Raw genomic sequence first — 17,073 nt, 5'->3', positions numbered from 1 at the left:
ACCACGGGACACCCCGTAATGTGAGCCCATGTCCACGACGCCCCGCTGGCTCAATGCCGAGGAACGACGAGCCTGGCTGGCCTACGTCGACTTCTCCACCCTGCTCGGCGACTACCTCAACCGGCAACTGCGGCGCGACGCCGGGATGACCCACGCCGACTACAGCCTGCTGGCCTACCTCTCGCTGGAACCCGACGGCACCCTCGGGATGTCCGAGCTCGCCCAGCGGCTGAAGATCACCCGCAGTCGGCTCACCCACGCGGTGAACCGGCTGCGCGAGGTCGGCTTCGTGGACCGGCGGGAGGACCCCGCCGACGGCCGCGGGCAGCTCGCGTATCTCACCGACGCGGGCAAGGCCCTGCTGGCGGAGATCGCCCCCGGACATGTGGAGGCGGTGCGCCGGGCGGTGTTCGACGTCCTCACCCCCGAGCAGGTGCGCCAGTTCGCGGAGATCGGCGAGGCGATCAGCGACGCCCTGCACCGGGCCGAGAGCACCGAGGCCGACCCGACGGTGCTGCCCTGGCGGCGCAGGTAGCGCACGGCGTCGACCGCGCGCCCCCCGGCCGCGCCGGCGCGAGGGTCCGAGCAGTGCGTTCGCACCCTCCCAGCGGCGCGTTCGCACTGATCGGCGCAAGGAATCGGCCGGGGAGTCGAGAAGAACCGGCCGACCGTCCGTACCTGGGGGTACCGGGGGGCCGCCCGCCCCTCCGACCACGCCAACGATCGTAGGGACGTACCTCGTGAACGCAACCGCCGCCATCGGTGTCACCGGCCTCGGCGTGATGGGCCGCAACCTCGCGCGCAACTTCGCCCGCCACGGCTACGCCGTCGCCGTCCACAACCGCACCGCCGGTCGCACCCGCGCGCTCGTCGAGGAGTACGGCCACGAGGGCACGTTCGTCCCCGCCGAGTCGGCCGCGGACTTCGTCGCCGCGCTCCAGCGTCCCCGGCGACTGATGATCATGGTGCAGGCGGGCGAGGTCACCGACGCGGTCATCGACGAGTTCGCCCCGCTCATGGAGCCCGGCGACATGATCATCGACGGCGGCAACGCGCACTACGCCGACACCCGCCGCCGCGAGGAGGCGCTGCGCGCTCAGGGCATCCACTTCGTCGGCGCCGGCGTCTCAGGCGGCGAGGAGGGCGCGCTGAACGGGCCGGCCGTCATGGTCGGCGGCTCGTCCGAGTCGTACGACGTCCTCGGCCCGATGTTCGAGTCCATCAGTGCGAAGGTCGACGGCGAGCCCTGCGCCACCCACATCGGCACCGACGGCGCCGGACACTTCGTCAAGATGGTGCACAACGGCATCGAGTACGCCGACATGCAGCTCATCGCCGAGGCCTACGACCTGCTGCGCCAGGTCGCCGGCTACACCCCCGCCGAGATCGCCGACATCTTCCGCACCTGGAACCAGGGCCGGCTCGGCTCCTACCTCATCGAGATCACCGCCGAGGTGCTCGCCCACACCGACGCCGCCACCGGCGCGGCCTTCGTCGACATCGTCGTGGACGCCGCAGGTCAGAAGGGCACCGGCCGCTGGACCGTGCAGACCGCCCTGGACCTGGGCTCACCGGTCACCGCCATCGCCCAGGCCACCTTCGCCCGGGCCGCCTCCGGCCAGCGCGAACTGCGCGCCGCCTACGCCGGGCTCCCCGGCGGCACCACGCCCCCGCTCAGCCGCACCGAGGCCACCCGCTTCACCTCGCAGGTCGAGCACGCCCTGTACGCGTCGAAGGTCATCGCCTACGACCAGGGCTGGAAGATGATCCAGGACGCGGCCGGCGAGTTCGGCTGGAAGATCGACCTGGGCGCGGTCGCCCGGATCTGGCGCGGCGGCTGCATCATCCGCGCCTCGTTCCTCGACCGCATCCGCGCCGCGTACGCCGCCGACCCGGACCTGGTCAGCCTGCTCGGCGAGATGGAGTTCGCGATGGAGATCACCGACGCGCAGGTGCCCTGGCGCGAGACGGTGGCCTCGGCGGCCCGCCGCGGCATCCCCGTCCCCGCGTTCTCCGCCGCGCTCGCCCACTACGACACGCTGCGCGCCGACCGGCTGCCGGCCGCGCTGCTCCAGGGCCAGCGCGACTACTTCGGCGCCCACACCTACCGGCGCACCGACCGGCCCGGCGCGTTCCACACGCACTGGGCCGAGGCCGGCCGTCCGGAGACGTCGGCCTGACCTGAGCGGCGGGGCGCCCCCGGCCCGGGGCGCCCCGCTTTCATGACACGGTCGGCCGGCTGGGGATCGGCGGCCCCGGGGTCAGTGGTCCCAGTGGCTGGTCGCCGGGTACGTCGGGTACTCGACGCCCGAGACGTGCTGGACGACGCGGACGACCTGGCAGGAGTAGCCGAACTCGTTGTCGTACCAGAGGTAGAGGATCGCGTTGTCCCCGTCGACCTTGGTGGCGCCGGCGTCGATGATCGACGCGTGCCGGGAGCCGATGAAGTCCATGGAGACCGCGTCCGGCGCCGTCGTGAAGTCGATCTGGCGCTTGAGCGGCGAGGTCAGCGAGACCTCGCGGAGGTAGTCGAGGACCTCTTCGCGATCGGTCTCCCGGCCGAGCCGCAGGCTGAGGATGGCGATCGAGACGTCCGGCACCGGGACCCGGATCGAGCTGCCGGTGATCGGCGCCTTGAGGTCGGGCAGCGCCTTGGCGACCGCGGAGGCGGCCCCGGTCTCGGTGATGACCATGTTCAGCGGCGCCGAACGGCCGCGGCGGTCGGCCTTGTGGTAGTTGTCCAGCAGGTTCTGGTCGTTGGTGAACGAGTGGACGGTCTCCACATGGCCGCGCAGCACCCCGTACTCGTCGGCCATCGCCTTCAGCGGCGGGACGATCGCGTTGGTGGTGCAGGACGCGCAGGACAGGATCTGCTCGTCGGGCTTGATCGTGTCGTGGTTGACGCCGTGCACGATGTTCGGCACATCGCCCTTGCCGGGGGCGGTCAGCACGACCTTGTCGATGCCGGGCCGCAGATGCTTGGACAGGCCCTCGCGGTCCCGCCACTTGCCCGTGTTGTCGATCAGGATCGCGTCGCTGATGCCGTACGCCGTGTAGTCGACCTCGCTCGGGTCGTCGGCGTAGATGACGGTGATCTCGTTGCCGTTGGCGATGATCCTGTTGCGGGCCTCGTCGACCGTGATCGTGCCCTGGAACTGGCCGTGCACGGAGTCGCGGCGCAGCAGGGACGCCCGCTTGACGATGTCCTCGGCGGCCCGCTCCCCGCCGCCGCGCACCACGATGGCGCGCAGCCGCAGCCCGTTGCCGGAGCCGGACTTCTCGATCAGCAGCCGGGCGACGAGCCGGCCGATGCGCCCGAAGCCGTAGAGCACGACGTCGCGCGGCTCGCGCCGGTCGATCTTGTTCGCCCCGGTCGCCCCGGCCACGGCCTCGGCGGTGAAGGCCGGCACGGACAGTCCGCGGTCGTCGGCCCGGTAGGTCGCGGCGAGCATGCCGATGTCGATCTGGGACGGGCCGAGGTCGAGCGTGGTGAGGGCCTCCAGGAACGGCAGCGTCTCGGTGACCGAGAGCTCCTCGCCCGCGATCTGCCGGGCGAACCGGTGGGTCTTGAGGATGCCGACCACCGACCTGTTCACCAGGGAGCGGCTGTGCAGCAGGATCGTCACGTCCCGCTCGCGGTGCAGCTTCCCGATCATCGGGATCATCGACTCCGCGATCTCCTCGCGGTTCTTCCAGTTGGTGAACGAATCGTCGTTGAGCGTCACGGGCCTATCTTTCGAGCTAGGTGGCGCTCATATGCTAACCCCCTGCTCGTTCGAGCATCCGGGCGGGCCGATCCCGCGGATCCGCCCGTGAGGTGATTGATCCCGCTGCGCTCGGGTACGCGAGGCCGGACCGCCGCTATCAGGGGAGCTGCCATGGAGACGCCCGCATACGACCACGCCGACAACCCCGGCGCGCTGGCACTGGACGCGCTGGCCCGGGACACCGAGGACACGGCGGCACTGGACGCGCTCGCGCACTGCGACGTCCTCGTGCCCGTGCCCGACGACGCCACCGACGAGGACGTCACCGACCCGACCACCGTCGCCCTGCCCGTCCTCGAACAGGTCGGGGGCGTTCCCGTGGTGCCGGTGTTCACCTCCGAGCCGGAGCTGGCGTACCTGCTGCCGGAGGTCGACCGCTACCGCCTGGTGCCGCTCGGCGCACTCGCCGCGCAGTGGCCGATCGGAGAGCTGTCCCTGTGCATCGACGCGGCCGGCGCCCATCCACTGACCCTCACCTCGGAGGGAGTGCGCACCCTGCTCGCTCGCTGAGCGCTGCGCTGCCGCGCTGTGCGGTCGTTCCGCCGCGGCGCCGTCGTGGCCGGTCGCGCAGTTCCCCGCGCCCCTTTGGGGCGCTTCAGGCCTCGGTCGGCGTCAGTGTGCGTTGGAGTGCGGCCCGCTGCAGCGGCAGGACCTCGGTGTGCAGGTCGCGGCCCTTACGGGTGAGGGCGACCCAGACCCCGCGCCGGTCCTCGATGCAGACGGAGCGCTCCACCAGGCCTTCCTTCTCCAGCCGGCCGATGAGGCGGGACAGCGCGCTCTGGCTGAGATGGACCCGTCCGGCGAGGTTCTGCACCCGGCAGTGGTCGCCCTCGCGGGGCGCTTCGGAGGCGAGGAGGTCGAGCACTTCGAAGTCACTCGCGCCGAGGCCGTGCGGGTGCAGCGCACGATCGATCTCGCACATCGTGCGCGCGTGCACCGACAGGATGTCCCGCCACCGCGCTTCCAGGCCCGCCCCAGCCGTCTTCGCTGCCATACCCGCACGGTAACACCGATCCGCACCTTTGTTGCCCGTGCAACTAAGTGGGTTGTGCGAAGTCGGCTACGGCGCCGCAGCGGCTTCAGGCGGTCGGGTCCTGGAGCAGGCCCACCAGGTTGCCGTCCGCGTCCTTCACGAAGGCGATCAGCCTGCCGCCGCCGACGTCCTGGGCGTCCTGCAACAGCTCCGCGCCCGCCGCGACCAGCGCCGCGAGCCGCTCGCGCAGGTCCGTGACATGCCAGTACGGAACCGGCCCGGTCATGCCCTTGGCGTGCCCGTTCGGGTCGAGGCCGACGTCCTGCCCGGCGGCCCTGAAGCCGACGTAGTAGGGCTCGTCGGCGTACGGCTCGACCTTCAGCAGTGCGCTGAACAGCGCCTTCGCCCGGTCGAGGTCCTTGACGGGGTAGATGATCGTCTGCAGGCCGGCGGTGGTCATGGCGTCCTCCTGGGTGACGTGCGGTGCGCGGGAACGCGTCCGTGTTCCCGCACTTCTCACGCTAGGCCGACGGGCCGCGCCACGGCTTCTCCGAAACTGACCGGTTCCCGCACCAGGGCTGCCGCCCGCGGGGCGCTCCGCTGGAGGTGCCGCTATGTGCCGTCGTTTTGCCGCGGCGCCGTCGTGGCCGGCCGCGCAGTTCCCCGCGCCCCTTTGGGGCGCTTCGCCCGACCCGCTTACGTCGACTCCCGCTTCACCAGTTCCGTGGGCAGGATCACCGCCGCCGGGTCCTCGCCGCCGATCTGCGCGAGCAGCACCCGGACCATCTCGTTGCTGATCCGGTCCCAGGGCTGGCGGATCGTGGTGAGGGAGGGGCTGCCCGCGAGCGCCGCGGGGGAGTCGTCGAAGCCGCCCACGGCCACGTCGTCCGGCACCCGCTTGCCCGCCCGCCGCAGCGCGGTCAGCACGCCCTGTGCCATCAGGTCGGAGGCGACGAACATCGCGTCCAGCTCCGGGACCCGCTCCAGGAGCCGTTCCGCGCCCGCCTCACCGCTGGCCCGGCTGTAGTCGCCGGAGACGATCAGCCGCTCGTCGTACGCGACGCCCGCCTCGGCGAGCACCTCCCGGTACCCGGCGAGCCGCTCCACACCGCCGGGGGTGTCCAGCGGGCCGGTGACCACGCCGATCCGCCGACGGCCCTGCGCGAGCAGATGGCGCACCATGTCCCGGGCGCCGTCGCGGTCGTCGGCGGCCACATAGCTCACCTTGGAACCGATGCCGATCGGCTTGCCGCACGCGACCAGCGGTACGCCCGCCTCGCGCAGCTCCGTGGCGATCGGGTCCCCGGAGTGGCTGGAGACCAGCAGCACCCCGTCCACGTGCCCGGCGGTGATGTACCGCGTGATCCGCCGCCGTTCGTCCTCGGTGCCGGCCAGCATCAGCAGCAGCGGGATGTCGTGCGCGGCCAGCGCCTGGGTGCAGCCGCGCAGCAGGACGTTGAAGTTGGGGTCCTCGAAGAACCGCTCCTGCGGCTCCGTGAGCAGGAAGCCCACGGAGTCGGAACGGCCGGTGATCAGCGAGCGGGCGTGCCGGTTGACGACGTAACCCGTCCTGCGGATGGCGGCGTTGACCGCCTCCGCCGCGGCCGGGCTGACGTAGTGCCCGCCGTTGAGCACGCGCGAGACGGTGCCCCGCGAGACGCCCGCCTCCCGCGCCACGTCGTGGATGGTCGGCGGTTTGCGTCGGCCACCCGCACCATTGTTCATGGTCATGACTTTACGGCTCCGGACAGCAGGTCCAGGCTCCAGAACCGCTGAACGACCAGGAACAGCGCCACCAGCGGGATCACCGCGAGGAACGCGCCGGTGATCACCAGCGTGTACAGGGCGGGCTGGTTGGAGCCCTGCTCCAGCAATGTGAACAGACCCAGGGTGATCGGGAACTTCTCGTCGTCGCTGAGCATGATGTACGGCAGCAGGAAGTTGTTCCACACCGCCACGAACTGGAACAGGAACACCGTGACCAGTCCGGGGATCATCATCGGCAGCGCGATCCGGGTGAAGATCCGCCACTCGCTCGCCCCGTCCATCCGCCCGGCCTCCACCACGTCGGCGGGCACGGCCGCGGCCGCGTAGATGCGCGCGAGGTAGACGCCGTAGGGGGAGAGGATCTGCGGCAGCAGCACGGACCAGTAGGAGTCCGTGAGGTCGGCGTTCGCCATCAGCAGGTACTGCGGGACGGCGAGGATGATCGGCGGCATCAGCACGCCCGCGAGCAGGATGTTGAACATCGTCTCGCGACCGCGGAACCGGTAGACCGCCAGCGCGTACCCGCTGACCGCGGACACGCACGTCGACAGCAGCGCCCCGAGACCGGCGTAGAGGGCGGAGTTGCCCATCCACGTCCAGTACACGCCGTCGCGGTAGGCGTTGAGATCCTTGAGGTTGTCGGCGAAGCCGGTGCCGGGCAGGAACGTGAACGTGGAGAACAGCTCACGCCCGGACTTGGTGGACGCGATCACCACCCACGCCACCGGCAGGAGACAGTAGAGCGCCCCCAGCAGCAGCGTGATCGTGGGGACCAGCGACACCCTGCTGCGCAGCGGCGGGCGGCCGCGGGCCGCGCCCGAGGCGCCGGCCGCCGACGGCGCCTTCTGTACGGCAAGAGAACTCATCGTGCTGCCTCCTGCTTGTTGCGACGGTTCGCGGCCCGCAGGAAGCCGAACGACAGCACCAGCGTGGCGACCGCGATGATCACGGCCTCGGCGGCCGCCTGGTAGACGTCACCGGTGCGGAACGCGTCCCGGTACACCTTCATCAGCGGACTCCAGGTGGTGGACACGGAGTTGGTGAGCGGCTTCAGGGTGGTCGGCTCGTTGAACACCTGGAGCGTGGCGATGATCGAGAAGAAGAAGGTCAGCACCAGCGAGGGCGCCACCATCGGGATCTTGATCTTCAGCGCGATCTGCAGCGGGGTGGCGCCGTCCAGCTTCGCCGCCTCGTGCACCTCGGCCGGAATGGCCTGCAGCGAGGTGTAGATGACGATCATGTTGAAGCCGGTGCCGCCCCAGATCGCGATGTTGGACAGGGCGAGATAGAGGGGGCCGCCGTCCAGCAGGTCCGGCTGCGGCAGGCCCAGCTTCTCCAGCACGAAGTAGAACGGGCTGACGTCCGGCAGATACAGGAAGCCCCACAGCAGCGCCGCCACCACGCCCGGGATGGCGTACGGCAGGAAGATCGCGAGCCGGGTGAAGGGGGCGAACCGCACCTTCTCGGAGTCGAGCATCAACGCGAACAGCAGCGCCAGGCCCAGCATCAGCGGGACGACGATGCAGCCGTACCCGAGGACGCGCAGCGCGCCGGCGACCAGCTCGCTGTCGGTGAGGGCGGCGGTGTAGTTCTCCAGGCCGGCCCAGACCTCGCTGCGGGCGCCGGCCCCCAGGCCGAGCCCGGAGACCTTCACCTTGTGGAAGCTGAGCCAGACCGCGTACCCGATGGGCAGTGCGAAGAACAACGCGAAGAGGATCGTCGCGGGGATGAGGAAGGCATACGGGGCCCCCTTGACCCCGTACGACCTCCGGCGTGCGGTGGTCACTCGGAGACCTCGAAGCCCTGCTTCTTCATGTCGGCGACGGTGGCCGACTGCATCTTGGCCAGGGCGGCGGAGAAGTCCGACTTGTTCTTGGCGGCGGCGCCGAACGCGTCGTTGAAGGTCGTGTAGGCGACGTTCACGTTCGGGCCCCAGGCCGAGGGCGCCGTGGTCTTCGCGATCTCGGCGGCCTTGGTGTAGAAGTCCGCCTGGTTCGAGAAGTAGTCCGGCGGGGTGGTGAAGGCGCCGCTGGTCTGGGCGTTCGTGGCCGCCGGGTAGATGCCGCCCTCCTTGGCCAGCGCGGTGAGCGCGTCGCCGTCGGTGTTCAGCCAGGCGGCGAACTTCGCGGCGGCCTCCTTGTGCTTGGAGTCCGTCGTCACGGCCGTGGAGGATCCGCCCCAACTGCCGGTGACGTTCTCGCCGTTCGACCACTGGGGGAGCGGGGCCATGGCCCACTTGCCCTTGGTGTCGGGCGCGGCGGTGGTCAGCGTGCCCGGGGCCCAGACGGCGGAGACCCAGGCGATCTGCTTGCCGGTGTTGAGCGCCTTGTTCCAGGCCGGGGTGTACATCGGCTGGTTGTCGATGGCGCCCTCCTTGACCAGACCGCCCCAGAAATCGGCGACCTTCTTGGTGGCCGCGTCGTCGATGCCGACCTTCCACTTGTCGCCGGAGGTGGTCCACCACTTGGCGCCGGCCTGCTGGGCCAGGCCCGCGAAGAGACCGGAGTCGTTGGCGGAGAACGTGGTGAGGTCGGTGTCCGGGGCCTTCTTCTTCAGCGCGCGGGCGGTCTCGGCGAACTGCTCCCAGGTGGTGGGGACCGTCAGGCCGTACTGCTTGAAGAGGTCGGCGCGGTAGTAGAACATCATCGGGCCGATGTCCTGCGGCACCGCGTAGACGGCGTCCGTGCCCAGCGTGGTCTGCTGCCAGACGCCGTCGGCGAACTTGGCCTTCGCGTCGCCGACGTCCTTCGCTATGTCCGCCAGCGCGTCATTGCTGACCAGCGTCGGCAGCGCCTGGTACTCGGCCTGCACCAGGTCCGGGGCCTTGCCGGCGGTGTGCGCGGTGAGGATCTTGGTGACCAGGGAGTCGCCGGAGGCCTGCTTCTTCACCGTGACCGTGATCTGGTCCTTCTTGCCCTGGCCCGCGTTCCACAGGTCCACGACCTTGTCCATGCCGGGCGTCCACGTCCAGTACGTGAGCGAGACCGGACCGGACTCGGCGCCGCCGTCGTCGTCGGACGAGCCGCAGGCGGCGAGGGCGGTGGCGCCGAGCGTGACGGCGACGGCGGAAGCCATGAATCTGCGGGGCCGGCGGCGCTTCGTGTTGGGCATGGATCTCTCCCCTGACCTGGGTCCTGGTGTCTGTGAGCGTTCACAGTAGAGAAACATCCCGGACACTTGTCAATGGTTGATGCTGTGCGGTTATGTTGGGCCCGCACCGCCCGCAGCTGTGTGTGCACGTTCCCAAATGATCGATTAAACGGGAGAAATCCATGCCGGCGACCAACCCCAGGGGCCTCACCGGGCTCGCCTTCGGTGGGGACTACAACCCCGAGCAATGGCCGGAAAGCGTCTGGCGGGACGACGTCCGGCTGATGCGCGAGGCCGGCGTCACCATGGTGAGCGTCGGGATCTTCTCCTGGGCCCTCCTGGAGCCCACGGCCGGGGAGTACGACTTCGGCTGGCTCGACCGCGTCATCGGCCTGTTGCACGACGACGGCATCCGCGTCGACCTGGGCACCCCCACCGTGGCCCCGCCGGTCTGGTTCTACCGCCGCCACCCCGAGGCGCTTCCGGTGACCGCCGAGGGCGTGCGCTACGAGTTCGGCTCGCGCGCCGCGATCTGCCACAGCAACGCGGACTACCGCGCCGCCGCCGCCAACATCACCACCCAGCTCGCGCAGCGCTACGGCGAGCACCCGGCGCTGGCGATGTGGCACGTCCACAACGAGTACGGCGTCCCGGTCTCGGCCTGCTACTGCGACTCCTGCGCCGCCCACTTCCGCCGCTGGCTGGAGACGACGTACGGCACGATCGACGCGGTCAACGAGGCCTGGGGCACCGCCTTCTGGGGCCAGCGCTACGCGAGCTTCGAGGACGTCGACCCGCCGCGCGCCACCCCGACCGTCGGCAACCCGGGCCAGGCCCTCGACTACAAGCGGTTCGCCGACGCCACGATGCGCGAGAACTTCGTGGCGGAGCGGGACATCCTGCACCGCCTCGCGCCCGGCCTCCCGGTGACGACCAACTTCATGACCGCCCTCAGCCAGTGCGACTCGGTCGACTACTGGGCCTGGGGCCGCGAGGTCGACATCGTCACCAACGACCACTACCTGATCACCGACGGCCGGCGCACCCACGTCAACCTCGCGATGGCCGCCGACCTCACCCGCTCCGTCGGCGCCGGCGCGCCCTGGATCCTGCTCGAACACTCCACCTCGGGCGTCAACTGGCAGCCGCGCAACCCCGCCAAGGCCCCCGGCCAGATGGCCCGCAACTCGCTGGCGCATGTGGCCCGCGGCTCCGAGGGCGCCATGTTCTTCCAGTGGCGGCAGTCCCGGCGCGGCGCCGAGAAGTTCCACTCGGCGATGGTTCCGCACGGCGGCACCGACACACGCGTGTGGCGCGAGGTCGTCGAACTCGGCGCCTCGCTCGACTCCCTCGCCGCGATCCGCGGCACCCGCACCGAGGCCGACGCGGCGGTGCTCTGGGACTGGCACTCCTGGTGGGCGCAGAACCTCGACTGGCGCCCCAGCCAGGACGCCGACCCGCGCGAGCGCGCCGACGCCTTCTACGAGGCCCTCTACGACCGCCACCTCACCGTCGACTTCGCCCACCCCGAGGCCGACCTCTCGGCGTACCCGCTGGTCGTGGTGCCCGCCCTCTACCTGATGACGGAGGCGGCCGGGCACAACCTCGAGGAGTACGTCGAGAACGGCGGCACCCTCGTCGTGTCGTACTTCTCCGGCATCGTCGACGAGCACGACGCCGTCCACGAGGGCGCCTACCCGGGCGCGCTCCGGGACGTCCTGGGCCTCACCGTCGAGGAGTTCTCACCGCTGCTGCAGGGCGAGCACATCCGGCTCACCGGCCCGGACGGCTCCGAACTGGCCGGCGACGTATGGACCGAGTTCGTCGTCCCGCGCGGCGCCGAGACCGTCTGGACCTACGCCGACGGCCTCACCGCGGGCCACCCGGCCGTCACCCGGCACCGCCTCGGCGAGGGCACCGCCTGGTACGTCTCCACCCGCCTCGGCCCCGACGGGCTGGACGCGCTGCTCGGCTGGGCCGCCGAGGACGCGAACATCGCCCCGCGCGCCGACCTGCCCCGGGACGTCGAGGTCGTGCGCCGCTCCGGCGAGACGGGCAGCTACCTCTTCGCCGTCAACCACACGGCCAGCGACGCCAAGGTGCCGCTGGAGTCGTCCGGCACCGAGCTGCTGACGGGCGAACGCGCCGCCGGCCGCCTCGCGGTCCCGGCCGGAGCCGTCCGGGTCGTGCGACTCGACGGCTGAGCCGACCCCCCCTTCGCCCGTGGAGCCGCGAGCCGCGGGCGGAGGGGGTCCCTCATCACCTGGGGGAATCCTCAACCCATCACGTCGAAGGGACGACGGACGACGATGTTCCATCCCAGACGCACCCTCAGAGCCCTGCTGCTGCCGCTCGCCGCGGGACTCTCCTTCCTGGCCCTGCCCGCGCAGACCGCCCAGGCGGCCGCCACCCTCACCAACGCCGGCTTCGAGACGGACGGCGCCGGCACCGCGACGCCGACCGGCTGGTCCACCTACTCGGCGGCCGGCCAGAACTCCGCCTCCTTCACCGAGGCCGGCGGACACGGCGGCAGCTACCGGCTGACCCACTGGGCGTCCACCGCCTACAAGGTGGAGACCTACCAGTACCTCTCGGGGCTGACCAACGGCGCCTACAAGCTCTCCGCCTGGGTCCGCTCCGGCGGCGGCCAGAACTCCGCCTACATCGCCCTGAAGAACTGCGGCGGTCCGGAACAGCGCACCGATCTCCCGGTGTCCTCCAGCGGGTGGATCCACATCGTCACGCCGGTCAACGTGACCAGCAACCAGTGCACCGTCAGCATCAGCAGCGACGCGAACGCGGGCAACTGGATCAACGTCGACGACCTGACCTTCACCTCCGGCACGACCGGACTGGCGATCAAGGGCTCCGACATCTCCTCCCTCGCCAAGAGCGAGGCCAAGGGCGGTGTCTACCGCACGAGTTCGGGCACGGCGGGCGACGCGGTCACCATCCTGAAGAACGCGGGCATGAACTACGCGCGCCTGAAGGTGTGGGTCAATCCTGCCGACGGCTACAACAACAAGGCGCGCGTCCTCGCCGTCGCCAAGCGCGCCAAGGCCGCAGGCCAGAAGCTCCTGGTCGACTTCCACTACTCCGACACCTGGGCCGACCCGGGCGTCCAGTCCAAGCCGGCCGCGTGGTCCGGCCACTCGTACAGCCAGCTCAAGACGGACGTGTACAACCACACCTACGACGTGCTGAACGCGTTGAAGGCGCAGGGCACCACCGCCGACATGGTCCAGGTGGGCAACGAGATCAACGGCGGCATGATGTGGTCCGAGGGGTCCACCGACAACTGGGGTCAGCTGGCCGGTCTGCTCAACTCCGGCTACGACGCCGTCAAGGCCGTCAACGCGTCCACCGCGGTCGCCCTGCACCTCGCCAAGGGCGGCGACCTGAGCGGCACCCGCTGGTGGTTCGACAGCGCCGTCTCCAACGGCGTGAAGTTCGACGCCATCGGCCTGTCGTACTACGGCTACTGGCACGGCACCCTCGCCGACTTCCAGACCACCCTGGACGACGCCGCGTCCCGCTACGCCAAGCCGGTGTTCCTCGCCGAGACGGCCTACCCCTTCCGGCTCGACAGCGACGACTTCCTCACCAACCAGATCGACCTGTCCTCCGAACTCGTCACCGGCTACCCGGCGACCCCGGCCGGCCAGCTGGCGTGGATGAACGCCGTCGCGAACATCGTGGAGGCCGTCCCGAACGGCCGCGGCCTCGGCGTCTTCTACTGGGAGGCGACCTGGACGGCCGTCACCGGCAACGGCTGGGACCCGGCCGACGCCGCCTCCGGCAACGGCTGGGAGAACCAGGCCCTGTTCGGCTACGACGACAAGGCCCTGTCCTCCATGTCGTGGTTCAGCCACCGCTGATCCCCGCGAGCACCTACCGCAGGGGCCCGGCCGCACCGCGCGGCCCGGGCCCCTGCCCGTTTCCCGGCGATGTCCCGAACGCCCTTGCACGGCAGGGCTGTTCGATCCCGGCCAAGGCTCGCGGAGTACGGGACACGACGGCCCCGACTGCGAAAGAGTGGGACGACGCGGTACGAGGAGGCCCGGACGGAGGGGGACGACGATGCTGAGGACTCCCGTAAGTGAGAGGCGACGGGACATCCTGGAGTGGCTGAAGGACCCGGCCCGGCACTTCCCGCCACCACGGCACGGCGACCTCGTCGAGGACGGCGTCACCGCGGACCTCGTCGCGGCGAAACTCGGCGTGCCCCGCCAGGTGGCCGACACCCACCTCGCCCTGCTCGCGGGCATCGGCCTGCTGCGCGCCAAGCGGCTCGGGCGCCGTACGCACTACCGACGCGACGAGATGCGCATCGCCGCAGTGGCGCGCATGTTCGAGAAGGGATGGTAGGGAACGGAGGGAAGGGGCCGCCGAGAACAGCGGGACCGCCTTGCGGAAAGGCCCGGCAAAAGACCGAGGTGACGACACGTCAGCGATACACCCGCCTGCGAGGATGGCCGCCTCCTGAAGGAAGGGCGGACCCCTATGGACCGTCGGACGCCACTCGTCCCCCTCCGGTACCTCACTCTCCCCGGGCGCGGCCCGGAGGACGTCGTCGCCGATCCGAGAGGGCGTGTGCTGACCGGGGTCTCGGACGGGCGGATCCTGCGCGTCGACGGTCTGGATGACCCGCCCAGCGCCCGCGTCGAGCACGTCGGCGAGATCGGCGGCCGTCCGCTCGGCCTCGAACTCCTCCCGGACGGCGACCTGTTGGTGTGCTGCGCCGACGGCGCGCTGCTGCGCGTCGACCCCGACGGCGGCACCGGCAACGTCCGGGTGCTGACCGAGTCGGCGGCGGGGGAGCGGCTGCGCTTCTGCAGCAACGTCGTCGCGCTGCCCGACGGCACCGTCTACTTCACCGTCTCCAGCCGGGTCCACCCCTTGGCGGACTGGATGGGTGAGATCGTCGAACACACCGGCACCGGACGCCTGTTGCGACTCGCCCCGGGCGCCCGCGAGGCCGAAGTCGCGCTGGAGGGACTGCAGTTCGCCAACGGCCTCGCCCGCAGTGCCGACGACTCCTTTCTCATCGTCGCCGAGACCGGAGCCCGCCGCCTCACCCGCTACCGGCTCACCGGCCCCCGGGCCGGCCAGGCCGAGCCCCTCGTCGAGAACCTGCCGGGCTTCCCCGACAACCTGTGGCGCGGCGCGCCCGACGGCCCCGTCTGGGTGGCGCTGGCCGGCCCGCCCGTCCCGCCGCTCGACCTCCTGCACCGCGCCGCCCCCGCCGTCCGCCGCCGCGCCGCCCGGCTCGCGGTGAAAGCGCCCTATCCGCCCTCGGGCACGGCCGGCGTGCTCGCGATCGACGACGACGGCCGGATCCTGCACCACCTCACCCGCCGCCGCTCCGGCTTCCGCATGGTCACCAGCGTCTGCGAGACCGGCGGCCGGCTGGTCCTGGGCAGCCTCTGGGAGCGCGGCATCGCGGTCTGCGAGGCGCCCGTGGCCAAATGAGCCGGCGTTACCCTGGTGCCCTTCCGTGAGCACCCCGACGAGGCGGGGCGGTCCCGGACCGGGCAGGAGACGTACGACATGACAGCCCCGGAGGCCGACGGCCTCCGCAGCAGCGCGCCACGGCGGACCACCGGGACCGGTCAGCTCCCGGTGGTCGCCGCCGTGTCCGTCGGCGGCGGCCTCGGCGCCGCCGCCCGGTACGCGGCCGCGCTGTGGTGGCCCACCGAGACCGGCGGATTCCCCTGGACGACCTTCTGGGTGAACGTCGTCGGCTGCGCGGTGATCGGCGTCTTCCTGGTGCTGATCACCGAGGCCATGACGCCCCACCCGCTGGTGCGCCCGTTCTTCGGCACCGGCGTGCTCGGCGGCTTCACCACCTTCTCGACGTACGCCGTCGAGATCGAGCGGCTCTTCGACCAGGGCCGTCCCGGCACGGCCCTGGCCTATCTCGCCGCGACCCTGCTCGCGGCGCTTTCGGCCGTGTGGCTCGCGGCCGTCGCGACCCGCCGCGTCATCCGGTGGCGGACATGAAGGGTAAGAACTCGTTGTGAACTGGCTGGTGGTCGTCGCCGGCGGCATGATCGGCGCCCCGCTCCGCTACCTGACCGATCGGGTGGTGCAGTCCCGGCACGACTCGCTCTTCCCCTGGGGCACCTTCGTCGTCAACATCGTCGGCTGTCTGGTCCTCGGCACGCTGACCGGCGCCGCTGCCGGGCCTGACCTGCGGCTTTTCCTGGGCGTGGGGTTCTGCGGCGCGTTGACGACGTACTCGACGTTCGGGTACGAGACGCTGCGGCTGACCGAGACGGGCGCGGGGCTGTACGCCCTCGCCAACGTCGTGGGGAGTGTGGTGGCGGGCCTCGGGGCCGCGTTCGCCGGGGTGGCGATGGGCAACACGGTCTGGCCGTAGCCGTCCGGCCGCACCCGCGCCTGGTAGGACTGGCCCCCGCACCGTCACCACCGACCACCGACCTCCTCAGAACTGGATTCCATGAGCGCCATCTCCGTCGGCCAAGCCGTCGTCCTCGGAGCCGTCGAGGGAGTGACCGAGTTCCTCCCCGTCTCCTCCACCGGCCATCTGAAGATCGCCGAAGGCCTGATGAGCATCCCGGTCGACGACGACGCCGTCGTCGGGTTCTCCGCCGTCATCCAGGTCGGGGCGATCGCCGCCGTGCTCGTGTACTTCCGCAAGGACATCGTGCGGATCGTGTCCGCTTGGTTCCGGGGCCTCGGCAACCGCGAGGAGCGTCACCACCACGACTACAAATTCGCCTGGTGGGTGATCTGCGCGACGATCCCCATCGTCGTCGTGGGGCTCGCCGCCAAGCCGCTCATCGAAGGACCGCTGGCCTCGCTCTGGGTCGTCGCCGGCTCGCTGATCGTCGGCAGCGGTGTGATGTGGGCGGCCGACCAGATGGGCCGGCACAAGCGCGGCGAGGACGACACCTCGTTCAAGGACGCGATGCTGGTCGGCAGCTCCCAGATCCTCGCCCTGCTCTTCCCCGGCTTCTCCCGCTCGGGCGCCACCATGTCCACCGCGCTCATGCTCGACCTGGACCGGGTCGCCGCCACCCGGCTGTCGTTCTTCCTCGGCATCCCCGCCCTGACCGGCGCCGGCATCTACGAGCTCAAGGACGCGCTCGGCACCGGCGAGGGCGCGGCGCCCCTGGTCGTGGGCACGGTCGTGTCCTTCGTGGTCGCCTACGCCTCCATCGCCTGGCTGCTGAAATTCGTCGCCAAGCACTCGTTCAACGCGTTCGTGATCTACCGGCTCGTGGTCGGGGTGGCACTGTTCGGACTGCTCGCCGCAGGAGTCCTGGACAGCTGACCGCGCACGACGAACGAAGACCCCGCAGGGGGCGGGAAGTTGCCATTCAGGCCGCCCGCCCCCTGAATTTTTGTTTTCGGACGGCTTGACAGCGGCCTTCGGCCACCCGGAGTATCACTCCCGTGAACCTGTCAGACAGCCAGACAGGTGGCGGGGTCCCGCGGCGCGTCAGCGCG

Annotated in this window: 17 protein-coding genes; 10 read left to right on the top strand and 7 right to left on the bottom strand. The window is 70.8% G+C overall.

The annotated features are described in order from the left end of the window. The first annotated feature begins 28 nt into the window (after positions 1–28). Both ACWCPF_RS18255 and gndA read left to right on the top strand, forming a co-directional pair. Complete coding sequence (locus ACWCPF_RS18255; protein ID WP_451046043.1) at positions 29–535, top strand: MarR family winged helix-turn-helix transcriptional regulator; 507 nt, start codon at positions 29–31, stop codon at positions 533–535. Positions 536–740: 205 nt separating this feature from the next. Beyond that, positions 741–2,180 (top strand): NADP-dependent phosphogluconate dehydrogenase, encoded by a 1,440-nt coding sequence (gndA, locus tag ACWCPF_RS18250; RefSeq protein WP_451046042.1) that lies wholly within the window; start codon positions 741–743, stop codon positions 2,178–2,180. Positions 2,181–2,261: 81 nt separating this feature from the next. On the opposite strand, the gene ACWCPF_RS18245 is transcribed toward gndA, so the two are convergent. After that, entirely contained in the window at positions 2,262–3,725 is a 1,464-nt protein-coding gene (locus ACWCPF_RS18245) for a glyceraldehyde-3-phosphate dehydrogenase (protein WP_451046041.1), read from the bottom strand. Between the two features lie 153 nt (positions 3,726–3,878). Here ACWCPF_RS18245 and ACWCPF_RS18240 point away from each other — a divergent pair, with 153 nt between their 5' ends. Continuing rightward, positions 3,879–4,277: an SseB family protein gene (locus ACWCPF_RS18240; RefSeq protein WP_451046040.1), complete on the top strand. Its 399-nt coding sequence runs from the start codon at positions 3,879–3,881 to the stop codon at positions 4,275–4,277. 85 nt (positions 4,278–4,362) lie between these two features. Here the strand turns inward: ACWCPF_RS18240 and ACWCPF_RS18235 are convergent, their stop codons facing one another. The 6 genes from ACWCPF_RS18235 to ACWCPF_RS18210 form a co-directional block, all read right to left on the bottom strand. Beyond that, the gene (locus tag ACWCPF_RS18235) at positions 4,363–4,761 is read right to left on the bottom strand and encodes a MarR family winged helix-turn-helix transcriptional regulator (protein ID WP_451046039.1); all 399 of its coding nucleotides are present in this window, start codon (positions 4,759–4,761) and stop codon (positions 4,363–4,365) included. 85 nt (positions 4,762–4,846) lie between these two features. After that, on the bottom strand, positions 4,847–5,200 hold the full coding sequence (locus ACWCPF_RS18230; protein WP_451046038.1) for a VOC family protein: 354 nt from the start codon (positions 5,198–5,200) through the stop codon (positions 4,847–4,849). Positions 5,201–5,436: 236 nt separating this feature from the next. After that, the gene (locus tag ACWCPF_RS18225; protein ID WP_451046037.1) at positions 5,437–6,471 is read right to left on the bottom strand and encodes a LacI family DNA-binding transcriptional regulator; all 1,035 of its coding nucleotides are present in this window, start codon (positions 6,469–6,471) and stop codon (positions 5,437–5,439) included. Continuing rightward, on the bottom strand, positions 6,468–7,373 hold the full coding sequence (locus tag ACWCPF_RS18220) for a carbohydrate ABC transporter permease (RefSeq protein WP_451046036.1): 906 nt from the start codon (positions 7,371–7,373) through the stop codon (positions 6,468–6,470). Before ACWCPF_RS18220 ends, ACWCPF_RS18225 begins: the two co-directional genes overlap by 4 nt. After that, positions 7,370–8,293, bottom strand: a complete 924-nt coding sequence (locus ACWCPF_RS18215; RefSeq protein WP_451046035.1) for a carbohydrate ABC transporter permease — start codon at positions 8,291–8,293, stop codon at positions 7,370–7,372. Before ACWCPF_RS18215 ends, ACWCPF_RS18220 begins: the two co-directional genes overlap by 4 nt. After that, positions 8,290–9,618: an ABC transporter substrate-binding protein gene (locus ACWCPF_RS18210; protein ID WP_451046034.1), complete on the bottom strand. Its 1,329-nt coding sequence runs from the start codon at positions 9,616–9,618 to the stop codon at positions 8,290–8,292. Before ACWCPF_RS18210 ends, ACWCPF_RS18215 begins: the two co-directional genes overlap by 4 nt. Before the next feature lie 161 nt (positions 9,619–9,779). Between ACWCPF_RS18210 and ACWCPF_RS18205 the strand changes: the two genes are divergently transcribed. From ACWCPF_RS18205 to ACWCPF_RS18175, 7 genes are all read left to right on the top strand, one after another. Next, complete coding sequence (locus ACWCPF_RS18205; RefSeq protein WP_451046033.1) at positions 9,780–11,801, top strand: beta-galactosidase; 2,022 nt, start codon at positions 9,780–9,782, stop codon at positions 11,799–11,801. A gap of 105 nt (positions 11,802–11,906) precedes the next feature. Then, the gene (locus ACWCPF_RS18200) at positions 11,907–13,475 is read left to right on the top strand and encodes a glycoside hydrolase family 53 protein (RefSeq protein ID WP_451046032.1); all 1,569 of its coding nucleotides are present in this window, start codon (positions 11,907–11,909) and stop codon (positions 13,473–13,475) included. Between the two features lie 202 nt (positions 13,476–13,677). Continuing rightward, positions 13,678–13,965 (top strand): ArsR family transcriptional regulator, encoded by a 288-nt coding sequence (locus tag ACWCPF_RS18195; RefSeq protein WP_451046031.1) that lies wholly within the window; start codon positions 13,678–13,680, stop codon positions 13,963–13,965. Between the two features lie 135 nt (positions 13,966–14,100). Then, complete coding sequence (locus ACWCPF_RS18190; protein WP_451046030.1) at positions 14,101–15,069, top strand: SMP-30/gluconolactonase/LRE family protein; 969 nt, start codon at positions 14,101–14,103, stop codon at positions 15,067–15,069. A 78-nt stretch (positions 15,070–15,147) separates the two neighbouring features. Continuing rightward, entirely contained in the window at positions 15,148–15,600 is a 453-nt protein-coding gene (gene crcB / locus ACWCPF_RS18185; RefSeq protein ID WP_451046029.1) for a fluoride efflux transporter CrcB, read from the top strand. 16 nt (positions 15,601–15,616) lie between these two features. Next, positions 15,617–15,979, top strand: coding sequence for a fluoride efflux transporter CrcB (gene crcB / locus ACWCPF_RS18180; RefSeq protein ID WP_451046028.1), 363 nt, complete (start codon positions 15,617–15,619; stop codon positions 15,977–15,979). 81 nt (positions 15,980–16,060) lie between these two features. After that, positions 16,061–16,897, top strand: a complete 837-nt coding sequence (locus ACWCPF_RS18175) for an undecaprenyl-diphosphate phosphatase (RefSeq protein ID WP_451046027.1) — start codon at positions 16,061–16,063, stop codon at positions 16,895–16,897. Positions 16,898–17,073 lie beyond the last annotated feature (176 nt).

This window comes from Streptomyces sp. NPDC001858, assembly GCF_053594615.1.
The sequence above is the reverse complement of the archived record's forward strand: the minus strand, read 5'-3'. Positions and strand labels throughout refer to the sequence as shown.

What these genes read in the sequence shown, in the direction of transcription:
- ACWCPF_RS18235 (WP_451046039.1), bottom strand. Translation starts at nt 4,761, where the DNA reads ATGGCAGCGAAGACGGCTGGGGCGGGCCTGGAAGCGCGGTGGCGGGAC.
- ACWCPF_RS18225 (WP_451046037.1), bottom strand. Translation starts at nt 6,471, where the DNA reads ATGACCATGAACAATGGTGCGGGTGGCCGACGCAAACCGCCGACCATC.
- ACWCPF_RS18240 (WP_451046040.1), top strand. Translation starts at nt 3,879, where the DNA reads ATGGAGACGCCCGCATACGACCACGCCGACAACCCCGGCGCGCTGGCA.
- crcB (WP_451046029.1), top strand. Translation starts at nt 15,148, where the DNA reads ATGACAGCCCCGGAGGCCGACGGCCTCCGCAGCAGCGCGCCACGGCGG.
- ACWCPF_RS18230 (WP_451046038.1), bottom strand. Translation starts at nt 5,200, where the DNA reads ATGACCACCGCCGGCCTGCAGACGATCATCTACCCCGTCAAGGACCTC.
- ACWCPF_RS18210 (WP_451046034.1), bottom strand. Translation starts at nt 9,618, where the DNA reads ATGCCCAACACGAAGCGCCGCCGGCCCCGCAGATTCATGGCTTCCGCC.
- ACWCPF_RS18205 (WP_451046033.1), top strand. Translation starts at nt 9,780, where the DNA reads ATGCCGGCGACCAACCCCAGGGGCCTCACCGGGCTCGCCTTCGGTGGG.
- ACWCPF_RS18175 (WP_451046027.1), top strand. Translation starts at nt 16,061, where the DNA reads ATGAGCGCCATCTCCGTCGGCCAAGCCGTCGTCCTCGGAGCCGTCGAG.
- ACWCPF_RS18195 (WP_451046031.1), top strand. Translation starts at nt 13,678, where the DNA reads ATGCTGAGGACTCCCGTAAGTGAGAGGCGACGGGACATCCTGGAGTGG.
- ACWCPF_RS18220 (WP_451046036.1), bottom strand. Translation starts at nt 7,373, where the DNA reads ATGAGTTCTCTTGCCGTACAGAAGGCGCCGTCGGCGGCCGGCGCCTCG.
- ACWCPF_RS18255 (WP_451046043.1), top strand. Translation starts at nt 29, where the DNA reads ATGTCCACGACGCCCCGCTGGCTCAATGCCGAGGAACGACGAGCCTGG.
- ACWCPF_RS18200 (WP_451046032.1), top strand. Translation starts at nt 11,907, where the DNA reads ATGTTCCATCCCAGACGCACCCTCAGAGCCCTGCTGCTGCCGCTCGCC.
- ACWCPF_RS18190 (WP_451046030.1), top strand. Translation starts at nt 14,101, where the DNA reads ATGGACCGTCGGACGCCACTCGTCCCCCTCCGGTACCTCACTCTCCCC.